At 29.6% G+C, this 16,694-nt stretch carries 19 protein-coding genes; 2 read left to right on the top strand and 17 right to left on the bottom strand.

The window, feature by feature from the left end; genetic code table 11:
* Positions 1–9 precede the first annotated feature (9 nt).
* The 9 genes from tgt to B8978_RS05860 all read right to left on the bottom strand — a co-directional run bounded on the left by tgt (position 10) and on the right by B8978_RS05860 (position 8,755).
* Entirely contained in the window at positions 10–1,140 is a 1,131-nt protein-coding gene (gene tgt, locus B8978_RS05900) for a tRNA guanosine(34) transglycosylase Tgt (RefSeq protein WP_084114701.1), read from the bottom strand.
* A gap of 53 nt (positions 1,141–1,193) precedes the next feature.
* Positions 1,194–2,219: a tRNA preQ1(34) S-adenosylmethionine ribosyltransferase-isomerase QueA gene (gene queA, locus B8978_RS05895; protein WP_084114699.1), complete on the bottom strand. Its 1,026-nt coding sequence runs from the start codon at positions 2,217–2,219 to the stop codon at positions 1,194–1,196.
* An 87-nt stretch (positions 2,220–2,306) separates the two neighbouring features.
* A complete protein-coding gene (locus tag B8978_RS05890; protein ID WP_084114697.1) occupies positions 2,307–3,263 on the bottom strand; it encodes a glycosyltransferase family 2 protein in 957 nt (318 codons plus the stop codon).
* Between the two features lie 24 nt (positions 3,264–3,287).
* Positions 3,288–4,328 (bottom strand): Holliday junction branch migration DNA helicase RuvB, encoded by a 1,041-nt coding sequence (ruvB, locus tag B8978_RS05885; protein WP_084114695.1) that lies wholly within the window; start codon positions 4,326–4,328, stop codon positions 3,288–3,290.
* A 40-nt stretch (positions 4,329–4,368) separates the two neighbouring features.
* Positions 4,369–4,974, bottom strand: coding sequence for a Holliday junction branch migration protein RuvA (gene ruvA, locus B8978_RS05880; RefSeq protein ID WP_084114693.1), 606 nt, complete (start codon positions 4,972–4,974; stop codon positions 4,369–4,371).
* A 167-nt stretch (positions 4,975–5,141) separates the two neighbouring features.
* Positions 5,142–5,774, bottom strand: coding sequence for a hypothetical protein (locus B8978_RS05875; protein WP_084114691.1), 633 nt, complete (start codon positions 5,772–5,774; stop codon positions 5,142–5,144).
* 214 nt (positions 5,775–5,988) lie between these two features.
* Entirely contained in the window at positions 5,989–6,438 is a 450-nt protein-coding gene (locus tag B8978_RS05870) for a hypothetical protein (protein WP_084114689.1), read from the bottom strand.
* Positions 6,439–6,753: 315 nt separating this feature from the next.
* A complete protein-coding gene (gene dut / locus B8978_RS05865) occupies positions 6,754–7,182 on the bottom strand; it encodes a dUTP diphosphatase (protein ID WP_084114686.1) in 429 nt (142 codons plus the stop codon).
* 112 nt (positions 7,183–7,294) lie between these two features.
* Positions 7,295–8,755: an MFS transporter gene (locus B8978_RS05860; RefSeq protein ID WP_084114684.1), complete on the bottom strand. Its 1,461-nt coding sequence runs from the start codon at positions 8,753–8,755 to the stop codon at positions 7,295–7,297.
* A 293-nt stretch (positions 8,756–9,048) separates the two neighbouring features.
* Between B8978_RS05860 and B8978_RS05855 the strand changes: the two genes are divergently transcribed.
* Positions 9,049–9,942, top strand: a complete 894-nt coding sequence (locus B8978_RS05855; RefSeq protein WP_084114682.1) for a LysR family transcriptional regulator — start codon at positions 9,049–9,051, stop codon at positions 9,940–9,942.
* A 104-nt stretch (positions 9,943–10,046) separates the two neighbouring features.
* Here the strand turns inward: B8978_RS05855 and B8978_RS05850 are convergent, their stop codons facing one another.
* A complete protein-coding gene (locus B8978_RS05850) occupies positions 10,047–10,400 on the bottom strand; it encodes a hypothetical protein (protein ID WP_084114680.1) in 354 nt (117 codons plus the stop codon).
* 202 nt (positions 10,401–10,602) lie between these two features.
* On the opposite strand from B8978_RS05850, the gene B8978_RS05845 reads away from it, so the two are divergent.
* Positions 10,603–11,067 (top strand): GtrA family protein, encoded by a 465-nt coding sequence (locus tag B8978_RS05845; protein ID WP_084114678.1) that lies wholly within the window; start codon positions 10,603–10,605, stop codon positions 11,065–11,067.
* On the opposite strand, the gene B8978_RS05840 is transcribed toward B8978_RS05845, so the two are convergent.
* The 7 genes from B8978_RS05840 to pdxR all read right to left on the bottom strand — a co-directional run bounded on the left by B8978_RS05840 (position 11,064) and on the right by pdxR (position 16,687).
* Positions 11,064–11,615: a GNAT family N-acetyltransferase gene (locus B8978_RS05840; protein WP_084114676.1), complete on the bottom strand. Its 552-nt coding sequence runs from the start codon at positions 11,613–11,615 to the stop codon at positions 11,064–11,066. The two genes, B8978_RS05845 and B8978_RS05840, sit on opposite strands and share 4 nt — an antisense overlap.
* A 224-nt stretch (positions 11,616–11,839) precedes the next feature.
* On the bottom strand, positions 11,840–12,298 hold the full coding sequence (locus B8978_RS05835) for a hypothetical protein (protein WP_084114674.1): 459 nt from the start codon (positions 12,296–12,298) through the stop codon (positions 11,840–11,842).
* 71 nt (positions 12,299–12,369) lie between these two features.
* Positions 12,370–12,834 (bottom strand): RrF2 family transcriptional regulator, encoded by a 465-nt coding sequence (locus B8978_RS05830; RefSeq protein ID WP_084114672.1) that lies wholly within the window; start codon positions 12,832–12,834, stop codon positions 12,370–12,372.
* A 241-nt stretch (positions 12,835–13,075) separates the two neighbouring features.
* Positions 13,076–13,813, bottom strand: coding sequence for a YebC/PmpR family DNA-binding transcriptional regulator (locus B8978_RS05825; RefSeq protein WP_084114670.1), 738 nt, complete (start codon positions 13,811–13,813; stop codon positions 13,076–13,078).
* A gap of 155 nt (positions 13,814–13,968) precedes the next feature.
* Positions 13,969–14,607 (bottom strand): YigZ family protein, encoded by a 639-nt coding sequence (locus B8978_RS05820; protein ID WP_084114668.1) that lies wholly within the window; start codon positions 14,605–14,607, stop codon positions 13,969–13,971.
* Positions 14,604–15,272, bottom strand: coding sequence for a HEAT repeat domain-containing protein (locus tag B8978_RS05815; protein ID WP_084114666.1), 669 nt, complete (start codon positions 15,270–15,272; stop codon positions 14,604–14,606). The genes B8978_RS05820 and B8978_RS05815 overlap by 4 nt, the downstream gene beginning before the upstream one ends.
* 11 nt (positions 15,273–15,283) lie before the next feature.
* Positions 15,284–16,687 (bottom strand): MocR-like pyridoxine biosynthesis transcription factor PdxR, encoded by a 1,404-nt coding sequence (pdxR, locus tag B8978_RS05810; protein ID WP_084114664.1) that lies wholly within the window; start codon positions 16,685–16,687, stop codon positions 15,284–15,286.
* Between the last annotated feature and the right edge of the window lie 7 nt (positions 16,688–16,694).

Genomic DNA, 16,694 nt, shown 5'->3' with positions numbered 1-16,694 from the left:
TCCTCCTTTCTATGCTCTCCCTGCCCAATCATTTAGTTTTTCACTTTTAAACTCTTCAAAATAGTCTCCATCGATAGCATCTCTAATATCCTTCATAAGTTTATTATAGAAATACAAATTGTGAAGTACACAAAGTCTCAAAGCTAAAAGTTCTTTTGCCTTAAATAAGTGTCTTATATAAGCCCTAGTATAGTTCTTGCATGCAGGGCACTTACAACCTTCATCTATAGGGGAAGCATCTAATTCATATTTTGCATTTAGCAAGTTTATTTTACCATGCTTTGTGAACACATGTCCATGCCTTCCATTTCTAGCCGGCAAAACACAATCAAAAAAATCTACACCCCTAGACACAGCTTCCAAAATATTGCTTGGAAGACCCACACCCATGAGATAAATTGGTTTATCTTGCGGTAAATGTGGCACTACGGCATCAATAACTCTATACATCTCTTCATGTGTTTCTCCAACCGCAAGCCCACCTATTGCATACCCATCTAAATTTAACTTTGATATTGTTTTAGCATGTTCTATTCTTATATCTTCATAAGTTCCACCTTGATTAATACCAAAAAGCATTTGATTCTTATTTACAGTATTGTCAAGTGAATTAAGTCTATCCATTTCATTTTTACATCTCTCTAGCCATCTTGTAGTCCTCGCAACAGAATCTTCAACATATTCCCTTGTTGCTGGATTTTCAACACATTCATCAAAAGCCATAGCAATAGTAGATCCTAAATTACTTTGAATTTGCATACTTTCTTCTGGTCCCATAAAGATTTTCCTGCCATCTATATGAGAGCTAAAGTATACACCTTCTTCTTTTATTTTTCTCATTTTAGCTAATGAAAAAACTTGAAACCCACCAGAATCGGTCAAAATAGGTCTATCCCAATTCATAAATTTATGTAATCCACCTAACTCTCTTACTATCTTATCACCAGGTCTTAAGCTTAAGTGATATGTATTTGAAAGTTCAACTTGACAACCTATTTCCTTTAAGTCCATAGATGACACTGCACCTTTTATTGCTGCAAGTGTTCCTACATTCATAAAAACCGGTGTCTGCACTACCCCATGAGGTGTTGTGAATTCTCCACGTCTTACCTTACCCGATTTTTTAAGAAGTTTATACATTAAAACTCACCCTTCTATATATGTTTTCTATTTTCAAGAACTTTTTTCTTGTATTATCTTATAAACATTGCATCACCAAAGCTAAAAAATCTATATCTTTCGTTAACTGCTACTTCATAAGCATTCATAATCTTTTCTCTATCAGATAATGCACTAACAAGCATTATAAGCGTTGATTCTGGAAGATGAAAATTTGTTATAAGTCCATCTACTACTTTGTATTTGTATCCAGGATATATAAATATATCTGTCCATCCTGAGGATTCCTTCACTAATCCATTTTCATCAGCTATTGTCTCAAGGGTTCTTGTAGATGTAGTTCCAACAGAAAATACTTTACCACCCTTTGCTTTTGTTTCATTTATTATATCTGCCGTATCTTTAGACATTATGTAAAATTCAGAATGCATATGATGTTCTTCTATTTTTTCTACCTTTACTGGTCTAAATGTACCAAGACCAACATGCAAAGTTAGAAATACAGTTTTTATTCCCTTTGCTCGAATCTTATCAAGAAGTTCATTTGTAAAATGTAATCCTGCTGTTGGTGCTGCAGCTGAACCTTCATTTTTAGAATACACTGTCTGATATTGCTCTTTATCTTCCAATTTTTCTGTAATGTATGGTGGAAGTGGCATTTCACCAAGTCTATCTAATATTTCCTCAAATATACCTTCATATTCAAATCTTACAATTCTATTTCCTTCTTCTTTAATTTCCGTAACTTCTGCCTTTAAATGTCCTTCACCAAATTCAAATCTAGCACCAATCTTTGCTTTTTTCCCAGGTTTAACAAGTGTTTCCCAATGGTCTTTATCAATTCTCTTTAAGAGAAGAAATTCCATCTTTCCTCCACTACCTTCTTTTGTTCCAATTAACCTAGCTGGTATTACTCTAGTGTCATTCATAACTAGGCAATCTCCTGGATTTAAATAGTTTATTACATCTTTAAAAACCTTATGTTCAATACTTCCACTTTCTTTATCTAAAATCATTAGCCTGCATTCATCTCTTTTTGCTGCAGGATGTTGTGCTATTAGTTCTTCAGGTAAATCAAAATCAAAATCCTTAAGCTGCAAAACTTCACCCTCTTTAGTTTTCTTTCAAATAATAAATATAATTCATATTATCTATATTGTCAATTGCTATTAATACAATTTTTAACCTTATTTTCTATCCTCATCCTCTAAGTTCTTTGTACTTTTTATTATGTATAATGGTCTATTTTTAGATTCTTCATAAATCCTTGCCACATATTCTCCTACAATACCTAGTGAAATTAATTGTAGTCCTCCAAAAAATGCAATTATGTCTACAATGGATGCCCACCCAGCAATTGTTTGATGTATAAATATTTTGGATATTATACTGTATAAAAATATAACTATTGAAAGAACTATACTCAATAAACCTAAAAAACTTACAATTTTAAGTGGTTTCGTTGAAAAGGATACGATACCATCAGTAGCAAATTTTATCATTTTCTTAAGTGGATATTTAGTTTCTCCTGCAAATCTTTCATCTCTTTCATATTCGATAAAAGTTTGGTTAAATCCAATCCAACTCATCATTCCTCTTACAAATCTATTTTTTTCAGGCATATTTTTAAATACCTGCGCTACTTTTTTATCAATTAACCTAAAGTCTCCAGTATCTTTTGGTATATCTATATCCGACATATAGTTTAGAAATTTATAAAAATATTTTGCTGTTAAAAGTTTAAAAAATGTCTCGCCATTTCTCTTTTTTCTTTTTCCATATACAACGTCATAACCCTTTTTCCACAAATTTATCATGTCTAATATAAGCTTAGGTGGATCTTGCAAATCTGCATCTATAATTACAACTGCATCTCCTTTAGCGTTAAATATGCCTGCTGTCACTGCTGTCTGATGTCCAAAGTTTCTAGAAAAATTTATAACTCTAACCCTTTTATCATATTTTGCAAGACCTAATAATATATCTTCTGTTTTATCCTTACTGCCATCATTTACAAAAATGAGTTCATAATCAAACTCTTTTCCTTCCAAAGTATCTGTTAGCTGCTTGTAACATTCCTTTGCTACCATTTCCTCATAATACATTGGAACCACAACGGAAATTATAATATCATTACCCTCCATACCATTTACTCCTTTTAACTAAACTTAATCCTTATCCTTAAGCATTGAAACTTGAAAATATGGACTACTTTTATCAATGTTTCTTTTAAGATGTTTATATGCCTTTTCTGTGGCAACTCTTCCTCTAGGTGTTCTAATTATAAACCCTTTTTGAAGTAGGTATGGTTCATACACATCATCTAATGTATCTAGTTCTTCACCTATAAAATAAGCAAGTGTTTCCAGTCCAACTGGACCACCTTTAAAATTGTCTACTATTGCCTCTAGAATTTTATTATCAATTCTGTCAAATCCTTCTTTATCAACCTCTAGAAGCTCAAGTGCATTTTGAGATGAATCTAGTTCAATTCTGCCATTTCCTCTTACCTCTGAGTAGTCTCTTACTCTTTTTAACAACCTATTTGCAATTCTAGGCGTACCCCTCGACCTTCTTGCTATTTCAAAAGCTGCTTTCTCATCAATCTCTATTTTTAAAATTGATGCTGATCTTATTAATATCTCTTTAAGCTCGGAATCATTATAAAATTCCATAGGGCACATAACCCCAAATCTATCCCTAAGTGGAGAAGTCAAAAGTCCAACTCTAGTTGTTGCTCCAATAAGCGTAAATTTAGGTAAATCTAATCTTATAGATTTTGCAGAAGCCCCTTTACCAATAATTATGTCAAGCGCATAGTCTTCCATTGCAGGATAAAGTATTTCTTCAACACTTCTATTAAGCCTGTGAATCTCATCAATAAAAAGCACGTCAAATTCTGATAATCCAGTAAGAATAGCAGCTAAATCACCTGCTCTTTCTATTGCTGGACCAGAAGTTATCTTAAGACTACCTCCCATTTCTTTAGCTATGATGTTAGCTAAGGTAGTTTTTCCAAGGCCCGGTGGTCCATAAAATAACACATGATCTAAAGCTTCTTTTCTGTTTTTTGCAGCCTCCACAAAAATAGCTAACTTTTCTTTAACATTTGTCTGTCCAATGTATTCACTCAATCTTTGTGGTCTTAAACTATACTCATTTTCTGAATCTTCATTTATACTTGTAGCACCTAATAACCTTTCTTCCATAATCATACCCCCTATCAATGTACATTAGAGTATCCATTTATTAATTCATTAAAAACTTCAAACAATCTTTAATTATGCTTTCTAAATTCTCTGATTTGTCAGTAGCCTTTATTGCTCTTTCTGCTTCTTTTTCAGAATATCCAAGTGAAATTAATGCTCCCATCACCTCTGCCACCTTTTTATCAGTGTCATGAATAATTCTTGCTTCTTCACTATCATCCGTTATATCTGATATAAACTGCTCTGCCTCAAATTTATCTTTTAATTCTAATATTATTCTCTGTGCTATCTTCTTACCAATTCCAGGTGCCTTAACTATTGTTTTCTCATCTCCAGTTAAAATTGCATACTTCAAGTTATTAATACTACAAATAGAAAGCAACGATAAGGAAGCTTTTGCACCAACTCCATTAATGGTTAACAACTTATTAAACATATTACGTTCTTCTTCAGTAAAAAAGCCATATAAGCCAATAAAATCCTCTCTTATAATCTGTACTAAATATAACATCACTTCTTCTCCAGTTTTAGGCATTACAGCCATAGTGCTTCCTGATGCATATATTTTATATCCCATGCCATTATTTTCTATAATAACATGATCGTTATTTATACCAATAAAAATACCCTTTATATATGTAAACAATTTTATTCTCCCCTTAACTAAAAACTAATATATACTTTACCATTTAAAATTAATTTATTCAAGTTTACAAATGTTAATAAGAATTTAATTTATATACATAACGGGTAACGTTTTAACCTATTTCATCATAGTTCCTTTAATTTTTTAAAAGAAAAAGAGCCTCAGACTTAAGATGTAAAGTCTGCAAGGCTCTCTCTTGCTTCTTCAACTGTATCGTATTCCTCAGTGTTTTGATTAAATAAAACTTCATCTTCACCTTTGTGATTTATATTTCCCCCAGTTTCAAATAACTTTAGTTCTCCATTACTTTCAGAATGAAATATTTCATATTTTTCTCCCTTAAGTTTTGCTACATATTTTCCCGGAGTATATTTTTTCACACATATTATTTGATTGTTTTTTATTTCTAAATTATATTTTTTTATCTTAAGCTCTTCATACAAATTTTTAATTTCTTTGTTTTTAAATCCTTCTATCTCACTAGTTGAATGTTTTACAATGTCATCCACAATTTTTTCTTTTCCATTTTGCATGTAATGTTTCCTGTCCACAAATAGTACCGGCATATCACTTTTAATTATAGTATTATCTTTAGAAACATCTTGCTGAACCTTTATTTTATTTGCATTTACTGCCTTTTCATTAGGAATCTCTTCATATTTGTTTGTAACTTTTAAATAATTTTTGTATATTGCAAACACATCTTTTTTTAAAACGCTTCTATATCCATAACAAAATGATACCGTAAAAATGAAAACTATGGCTAATATTCCCATTAAAATCTTTTTATACTTAAACATACACAATCCCTCCTATTGGGGAATTATTTACAAAAATCTATATTTTATTCACTATTTCAATAAATATTAAATAAAAAAAGAAAATGTATAAAAATGTTAGAAACATTTTATTACATTTTCTTTTTAAAGTTATTAAAAGGAAGTTAATTAGATAAATTAGAAGTAGGACTTTATCTAATATATTTATATCAACAAGTAGCGTTTTGATGATACCTTAATTGTTAAAAACATATTCAGACAATATAAGCTTTATTTTTTCAACTTTATCTCTTTGTTTGTTATAACACTCAAAAACTATTTCTGGTTCAGTGAACTCAAATAACTCCTTACCATTAGACGTAATTACAAATTCTCTTTTCCCTAAAACTTTTCTATATCTAACACCTATTTCTTCAATATCGAAACTATATACTAAATTGCTGCAATTTGGTGAAATACATTTTGAACTTATAAACATTATTCTTTTATCAGTTACAGCAAGGGTAGCATCTATAGCTTGATTGTACGTAGCATCAACGAAGAAATCTAAGCTTTCCATTGGCATATAATTAAACAGTATTTCTTTTCCAAATGAAAGTCTCAAAAGACCCCTTACACCATATATAAAATTTTCATCTTCTCTTTTGTATTGAAGTAGATTATTTTTTGTAATCATTTCTGCCATAGTATCATCTCCCCATTAGCAATTCTATAATTTTATTATACAACTCAATAAAAACGTTTTCAATAGTTTTTATAATTTATTTATATATAATATAGTTTCTTTATATAATGAAATTGGAAAGAAAGAGTTAAAGATTTTTATCATAGCCGAAGCTGTATAAAAAGATTAAATAAAGTCTTCGGCTAGATGAAAGATTTGACGATGCTAAAGCCGTCAAAAGTGAGAGAAGTTACTGGCGTAACAGGTAAATGAAACTTAAGTTAGTAGAGTAATAATCTTTAATTATTTTATAGTAAGCTAACTCTATTTCCTATCCTAAACCCCAGTTGACCCAAATCCGCCTTCTCCTCTATCTGTATTACTAAGTTCCTTAACCTCTTCAATCTCCACACTAATAGTTGGTTTTATTACCATCTGTGCTATCTTCATTTTTTCTTCAACTAAAAATGGCTTTTTACCATGATTTATTAATATTATCCCAATTTCACCTCTATAAGGTTCGTCTATAGTTCCAGGAGTATTTAAAACTGTAATTCCATTTTTTAATGCAAGTCCACTTCTCGGCCTTATTTGTGCTTCAGTATTCAATGGTAATTGTAGCTTTATCCCTGTATGAATTAATTTAATTTCACCTGGAGAAATTAAAACTTCCTCTATTGAAAACAAATCCATACCAGCATCACCTTTGTGTGCATAAAAAGGTATTATAGCTTTTTCATCTATTTTTTCGATCAATAATTTCATTTTCCACCTCATGTTCTTTCAAATTATTCAGACTATAATTTATCATAAAATCGATAAAAAAACAAATTAAAATGGTGCTACCAAACAAAATCTTCAGTAACACCATAATCTATTATATTGCTGCTTTTTTTTCTTTCACAATTTTATCTTCAGACCAATCAGGTTGTGATCCTCTCATATACGACATAACCGCAGCTGCTAAACTACAAATTAGAGAAATAGTAAATGCTATTCTTAGTCCATGTATAAACTGATTTATTGCAATACCTTGCGATCCAACTTGAGTTCCTACAAATAAAGCCTGCATAGCCTTAGGCGATATACTAGATGCAATTATTGCCATTGAAATTGCAATACTTAATACATTACCGCCATTATTCATCATGGTCCTAACACCAGCTGCAATACCTCTTTTATCTGCTGGTACATTGTTCATAACTGAACTTGTATTGGGAGTAAAGAAAAGTCCGGATCCAGCACCCATTATAAGCATTAACACTACAAGTTCAAAAATTGATGTATTTGATGATATAGTCATCATGCCAAGCAATCCAACAGATGATATAACAAGTCCTAATGTACTTAAAACTCTAGCACCATGTTTATCTGATAAATATCCACTTATTGGTGACATTATCATCATAGACACAGCAAAAGGGGCCAATAAAAATCCTGCCCTAAGAGGATCTATTCCTTTAATTCCTTGGAAAAAGAATGTAAGTAGTAGTGTTACAGCTCCTCTAGCTATACCATTAAGTAAAGTACTAGCATATGCAAATGCGATTATTTTCACTTTAAACAATCTTAAATCCATCATTGGCTGCTCAGTCTTATTTTCAATGTATACAAATAATGTTATTAATATTACTGCAACAACGAAAAGAACTATTACCATTGGATCCGTCCAACTTTTAAATGCTCCTATAGTAAGTCCAACAAGAAGTGACAACATTCCAATTGAAAATACTATTGTTCCAATAAAGTCAAACCTCTGTTTTTCCGTTATTTTCATTGTTTCTTTAAGTTGTGTTGCTGCCCATATAGTTCCTATAACCCCTATAGGTATATTTATATAAAAAATGCTTCTCCAACCACCAAAAGTAACTAGAAATCCACCAAGTATAGGTCCTATAACAGCAGCAACACTTATTACCATTCCATTTATTCCAAGTGCCTTTCCAAGTTCTCTTTTATGGAAAGCATCTGTTACAATTGCGGTACTGTTTGCTACTAAAAGAGATCCTCCAATGGATTGTAAAATTCTAAATATTAAAAGTTGCACTCCATTTTGAGAAATCGAACACAATATAGATGCTAATGTAAATATAGCAAATCCACTTACATATAATTTTTTTCGTCCAAACATGTCAGCAACCCTTCCTATTGAGGGTACTAGAATTGTCATAGCTAGCATATATCCCATCAATACCCATGTTATTATACTAAGACTAGCATTAAGTCCTTTCATAACATCTGGAAGAGCAATAGTTAACGATGTTCCGTTTAATACAGCCATTAATGCACCAAGAGAAGTGCAAGAAAGAGCCATCCACTTATAATTGTCACTTTTCAATATAATACTTCCTTTCTTTACTTAACAATTTTTATTTAGATAACATTTTGTAAAAATCAATAATTAAAAGCAATAAAAAAACACCCCTTAAAATAATTGAATAAATAATTGCAACACTTTTATTAAAGGAATATTTTCTCATAGCTCTTTATGAAATAATACGGACTTAATTATTGCTAATTGATTATCTATTTATAATATGTTAGTATATCAAAAGATGACTTATAAGAGAAATACTTATAATGTATACTATCTATATAAAATTTATATAAATAAAAGAAAGGATGATTTTGTTGGACTTAAGACAACTTAAATACTTTTTAGCTATAGGAAAAGAAGGCAATTTAACCAAAGCTTCAAAAAAGCTTCACATAGCACAACCCCCACTTAGCTATCAATTAAAACTTTTAGAAGAAGAACTTGGTGTTAAACTAGTTGAAAGAACTACAAGAAAAGTTAAGTTAACTGATGCTGGCAACTTTTTATTTAACAGGGGTGAGCAGATAATTGAATTCGTTGAAACAACAGAAAAAGAACTAAAAGATTTTAATGAAGGCATTGAGGGTACTTTATCTATAGGTACTACTGCTTCTGCGTCCTCTATATTATATGAAAAAACCACTAATTTTCACAAAATCTATCCTAAAATAAATTTTCAAATAAGAGAAAGAAATAATTCTGCAATACTTGAGCTTCTTAGTAATGGCATTATCCAAATTGGAATAATAAATGCATACTATGATTCAAATAACCTTCTTCATAAATTCTTTGATTTAAAAAACTTTGAGTTTAAGCACTTATATGATGAGCCTATGGTAGCAGCTTATGCTGATAATTTTACTTCTTCCTTCTTAGAAGAAACAATTCCTCTAAGTAGCCTTAATAATTTACCATTAGTACTTCATCTAAAATTAAAAAATATAATAACCGATGCCTGTAGTGCACTTGATTTTACTCCTACGGTATTTTGTGAAAGTGATGATGTGCGTTCAATGCTTACCTGGGCCGATACTGGAATGGGAGTAGCTATTGTTCCAAAATCAGCTATTATTCTTGCATCCAATAAAAACTTGCTGTATAAGGAAATCACAAATCCAAATCTGATTACAAAAACTTTTATTGTTTGGATGAATAATCATTATATAACCAGTGCTGTGAAACACTTTTTAGAAATGTTTGAAGAATAAATTCATATCTTAAGTAAAAGAGAGCATCTCAAAAGCATAACTTTTGAAATCTTTCTTTTGGCTTAAATATATATGATAATTAATTCACTTCACTGTGCAGCTTATTAAAACTTGCATAACTTGTCATTCCATTCGGATATAGATACATAATCAATTGGATTATAATAAAAGAACCACTTGAAAGTTCCACCCTTTGAACCAACAGTTTTATTATATCCTTCTAGCATATTATTAAATTTGTCATCCGCACGTAGATACGGATCATTTTTATCAAGCCTTACAACATATCTGTACTTGAAAAAATTTCCGCCATTGTCATTATCAAAAAACATGCTAGGATTAGTAGTCAAAAGTGTTATTTTTTTACCTTTGTTTTCACCTTCACCTTCATGTCTTTTGGAGGATATTTTTGGAATTAGCTTACTACATTTTTCATCTGAGAAATGATAAAATATCATTTTTTACACCTCGTTTCACTTATAATCTTATCACTAATTAGCATAAAAGTATAATTTAGCTCAAGTTCAATAAAAAATCGCTACCATTTTATATCTTAAAATTAAATAAAATCACATGAATTTAACATAATTATTCCACATTTTATTGTTATTATTTGAATATAGAATGGATAAATAAATTATAATCAGAGGTGGGTAATATATGCTTACAATTAAAAATATTTATAATGGTTTTATCGATAATGAAAAATTCAAACATATTATAAGATTTGGATGCGTAGGATGTTTAAACACTATGTTTGACTTTGGTGTATTTTCATTACTAAACAGTTTATTTGGTATTAACTATGTTATAAGTCAAATAGTATCCTATTCTAGTGGTACTTTAAATAGTTATCTTTGTAACAGATTTTGGACTTTTAATGACACTAGGACTAATAAGAAAACAACAAATGAGCTTTTTCAATTTGTTGCCGTTAATGCAGCTTCTCTTGGAGTAAGCTTAATAGGCTTAAGTATTTTAATGAAAGATAATTCTATGAATTCTTTTCTTGCTAAAATAATTTCAATGGTACTTGCTCAAATTGTTAATTTTTTAGGATATAGATTCTGGGTTTTTGGTAAAATAAAAAATTCAAACCATATCAATAATAAGGACATAGCTTAGATTTTAATTATTTCTCCATATTCACTTCGCAAAATACCCATATTTATCGTATCGGTATACTTCCCATTTATATAAAAATTTTGCCTTAATCTCCCCTCTTCTTTAAATCCACATTTCACATAACAATTATACGCCCTTACATTATAATCATGTAAATCTAATTCAAGTTTATTTAAATTCAAAGTATTAAATACAAAGTCTTGTAACATCTTTATAGCCCTAAATCCATACCCTTTTCCTTGCTTTTCTTCTCTAATTACTATTCCCATCCTTGCTACTCGGTTTTTCCAATCTATTTTAATTAAATCTACTTGCCCAATATATTCTTCTGTATTAATATCAGCGATCACAAAGCCTTTATAATTTTCTTTTTCCCCATCTAACATTAAATTTAAGAATTTTTCTGTTTGTATTAATGAGTGCGTAAATAAAAAAATATCCGACAAGTTTCTAGTAACATTAGGATTATTGCACCATTCCCTTATTGCATCCAAATCTTCTCTTTTATATTCCCTTAACATAATTTCTTCACCATATAATCTAGCCATTTTTTCATCTCCTATATAGAATTTTTTATTTTTAATATAAAAAAACAACACCTCCATATAAAGATTTTTACATCTATATGCGAGAGTGTTATATTTAATAGCAAACCGCGGTTAAGACATGGATATTGTCCCCAAATTAACTATGAAAAATAATTTAACTATATTTATATATGTAATCATAACATTTTTCATAATTAAAATACAAAATAATTATCAGACTTTAATTATTTTATATTTTCTCTATTTATTATAAGGTTGCTTAATACTTCTGGATATCTTAATACCATGGTAATACTTCTCGTTGTATAATATACTAAAAAATATGCCCATGAAATCCAATTGAAATTTTCAATACTTGATTTAAAAACAAATTTCGATACCAAAATTCTTATTAGTATTATCACTATCCAACTAACTATATATTTGTAAGTATGTCTTATGTAATATTTACCTTTATCAACTTCTATCAACTTCATATTTCCTAGTATTATTCCAGCTATTACTGCTATTACTGCAAGAACAATTAATTCAGAAATTTCGGTTGCTTGAATTGTACCAACTTTAAAATTATCATAGAATTCATAAAGCATAATTATAGGTAAGGCTATAAATGTTTTTATACCAACTTCCTTTGATTTTAAACCTTTAAACATTATTAATAAAATTATTAATATTTCCCACACATGGATTTCCTCCAATACAATTATCTAAAATTTCTAATTGCTAAAATACTTTAATTCACAGTTTTTATATATTATATCATTAGGTTCCAATCAATAGATGGTAGATTTTCAAGCTCATAGGCAAGTAAATCAGCAATTGTAAATGTACTTAGCACTTTTTTATATTGATTTTCTGCTTCCTTAAAAACACAAACTACTTTATCTGAATCATTGTTAAAATATTCCAAGTTCTTTATTATTACTTTATCTCCAAGACTATTGAGTTTTAAAAAGGATGAATTTCCTCCAATAGCTTCAAAAATATCCAAGAATGTAATTTCATTTATACTCATATTTAAGGATATTCCACCTGTTTTGCTTGCACTAGATTTTAAAATTTTTGCAATGACCAATTTTCGAATGATTTTTCTTAAATATGAATCAGAGACATCTAAAATTTTACTTAACACATGACTTTTCAATGGCTCATTATCAGTTTGTCTAGCTAATACAGCAATCACATATATTGCTTGTTCTACACCATTTGTAACCTGCATTTTTATTTCTCCTTTCTATTGTATATCTCTTGACATTATATATCTATGGATAATAAATAGCAATAGATACATTCTTTTATTGCATCATTTAATTGCAAAACAAAACACCGCACCTTTGTAAAGATTAATAATATACCTTACAAAAATGAGGTGTTTAGTATTCCTTAATAATTGACTATGATTTTTATTGAGTTTTCTATAGTCTTTGGTATTTCAACTATTCAAAAGTGCCTCAAACACCCTAGCCTTCCCATTCTTCTGGGAATTCAGCATTGTGGTAAACGTCTTGAACATCTTCATCGTCTTCAAGTTTGTCTATAAGTTTTTGAACTTTTTCAGCATCTTCCATGTTTAAAGTAGTTAATGTGTCTGGAATCATTGTAAGTTCTGCAGATATAAATTCATAACCAGACTTTTCAAGAGCTTCTCTTACAGTTCCAAACTCTTCAACTGATGTTATTATTTCAAATACTTCTTCTTCAGCATTAAAGTCTTCTGCACCAGCATCTAATGCTGCCATCATAACTTCGTCTTCATCAATGCCATCTTTTTTCTCAATTACAATTTGGCCTTTTCTTTGGAACATAAAAGAAACACATCCATTTGCTCCTAGGTTTCCACCATTTCTATCAAATATGTACCTAACATTTGCTGCACTTCTGTTCTTATTGTCTGTTAATGTATTTACTATCACAGCCACCCCTGCTGGGCCATAACCTTCATAAACTAGTTCTTCAAAGTTTACTCCCTCAAGCTCTCCTGCACCTTTTTTTATTGCTCTTGTTATTGTATCTTGAGGCATATTACTTGCTTTAGCTTTCGCAATTACATCCCTAAGTTTAGCATTAGATTCTGGACTTGATCCATTTTTTGCTGCAACAGCTATTTCTTTACCTATTTTAGTAAATATCTTTCCTCTTTTTGCATCTGCTTTACCTTTTTTTGCTTGAATATTATGCCATTTTGAATGTCCTGACATAAAAACTCCTCCTAACATTATGTTTTATATAAATAAAAACTCAATTTTTTTATTTAAAATTTCTTTATAAAGTGCCTAAAACATTATATCACATATAATATTTTACATTCAAATTTTTTTGTTATCTTTATTACCCTTATATTAATGTATATGCATTAGAACAGCTTATTTTCCATCTTAAAATAATATCTTTCATCTTCTTCTGAAAAAGAACAATTTCCTGAAGTTAATTCCATTATATCGTTTTTAACTTCTTCAAGATTTTCGGTTTCAAATTTTGCAATAATAATAACCTTATCCGTGTATTCTATATTATCAATATACAACTTTTTTTGCTCAAAAGCATATTGAAGTTTTCCTAAAAAATCATAACTAATATTTATAGAAAGCTGCTTACCGAGTACCTTGAGTACAATATTGCCTTTGTTTATAACCTCAGATGCCGCTTTTGAATATGCTCTTGCAAGTCCACCTGTTCCTAATAATATGCCCCCAAAATATCTTGTAACTACTACTGCAACGTCTGTTATCTTTTTATTTTTAATAACATCTAAAGTTGGAATACCTGCTGTTCCTTGAGGTTCACCATCATCACTATATCTTTGAATATTCATATTTTTTCCTATAACATATGCAAAAACATTGTGTCGAGCATCCTTATACTTATTTTTAATTTTAGAAACAAACTCTTTTGCTTCTTCTTCGCTAGTAACTCTTTTTACATTGCTTATAAAAATAGATTTTTTTTCTTCAAATTCAAAACTAACCTCATCTTTTACTGTATAATAACTCATATTTTTTCTCCGGTTTCAGCCATATTTAAATATTCTTCACATAGTTTTTTTATATACTCTTTATTAGAAATAGCTAATAACTTTTTAACCTTATCCCTTGCAACTGAATTCTCCATTTTTATTAGTGACTTTAAAGCATATGCTATAACCTGCGGATTTTCATCCTCTAAAGCTCTCTTAAGTGCATTTTCAAAAATTTTGTCATTTATTTTACCCATGGCAGACACTGCCATTCTTCTAACATTGACAAGTTTATGCACGGAAGCTCTTATTAATATGTCTTTGCAAGTAATGTCCTTAAGTTCCCCTACTAGCCAAATAGCAGTTTCCTTATCTTTTGCATGCATCTCTACATAATTATTTTTTATATATTGAATTAAGGCTTCCAGGTTTTTTTCATCTAAATTGTTCAATAAAAGTTGCTTATCACTTTTTCCTGCTTTTGATATGCTTATTAAAAGTTCTTCAGAATTTTTACTCTTAGCTAGAAATCTGTATTTTATCTTTCCATCAATAATATGTTTTTGAACTGCTTCTCTTGAAATGTTTCTAATTTTACTTATTACATCTATGGATTTACCCTCTAAAAATAGAAAATACGATATTTGACTATCATCATAATTCTCTATGTCATCCCAATTATAATCCACTAATCCGTTTATCATTTACACCACTTCTACTCCAAAATTTTATTTATTTTTTCAATTCCATTTTTTATCTTAAAGTCATCAGTCTGTGAATATCCTATTCTAAAATATCTTAAGCCATCATCATTGTTTCTATAAAATAACACCCCTGGTGAAATTAATATTTTTTCATTTTTGCATTTATAAAACAATTCATCAGAGTTTATCTTCACATAGTCTGAAATTTTCAAATAAAAGTTAAACCCACCACCAGGGCTCTTAAAGCTCACTTTGTCTTTTAATATGTCTTTTATATAATTTTCCATAATCATGTATCTATCCTTATATATGGATTTTAATTTTTTAATATATTCTCTAAAATATCCTTTAATTATATATAGATCTAAAGCTCTTTGCATAAGACTTGAAGTTGATATATCTGTATTAACTTTAGAACTTTCAATGGATTCTTTCAACTTTTTAGGAACTATCATGTAACCAAGCCTTATGCCTGGTAAAAATATTTTTGAAAAACTTTTTATATAAATTACCCTGTCATTTTTGTCCAAACTTTTAAAACTCTCATAGCTCACATTTTCATCAAATATTAATTCTGAAAGATAGTCATCTTCAATTATGTAAAAATCATATTTTTCTGCAAATCTCAATATCTCCAGCTTTTTTTCTCTACTGTAGGACATTCCTGTTGGATTCTGAAAATAACTCATTGTATAAAAACATCTTATATAATTTTTTTTAAGTATTTTCTCAAAAGCTTCTAAGTTTACCCCATCATCTTCTATTGGAACTTCAAATACATTAGCACCTCTCCACTTAAAAACAAAAAGTGCTCCATTATAAGTTGGTTTTTCAACAATTACATTATCATTTACATTAATTATTGCCTTAGATGCTATATCTATACCTTGCTGAGCACCTGTAACAATTAAAATATCTTTTGGTGCTACTTTCCCTTGCCAAAAATATTTACTTATACTTCTTCTAAGTCCTTCAAATCCTAAAGTTTCCTGGTAGACTAAGGCATTAACTCCATCTCTATCAATTACTTCGTTTATAACTTCCTTAAAATTATACATAGGAAAAAATATGTCACATGATGTTTCTCCTGCAAAATCGATGTACTCATTTGAATCTTTGTCCATTATTTTTTTAAAAGTTTCTGTATATTCCCTTTTAATCCTTCTGTTAGCATCTTTCTTTTTTGCATATGTTCCACTTCCTATTTTTTGAACTGCATACCCCTCTTGTTCAAGCTTCTTATATGCACTTACTATTGTATCGTTGTTTACATGAAGAAAATCAGCTAGTTTTCTTATTGGTGGTAGCTTTTCTCCATCCTTAACCTTACCCACATCTATTAACTTTTTCATATGTTTTGCAATCTGAACATATTTTGGAACTTCCTCCAAAAATTCAATAGAATAAGTTTTCACTCAATCA

The organism is Clostridium acidisoli DSM 12555, assembly GCF_900176305.1.
Classification (GTDB): domain Bacteria; phylum Bacillota; class Clostridia; order Clostridiales; family Clostridiaceae; genus Clostridium_I; species Clostridium_I acidisoli.
The sequence above is the reverse complement of the archived record's forward strand: the minus strand, read 5'-3'. Positions and strand labels throughout refer to the sequence as shown.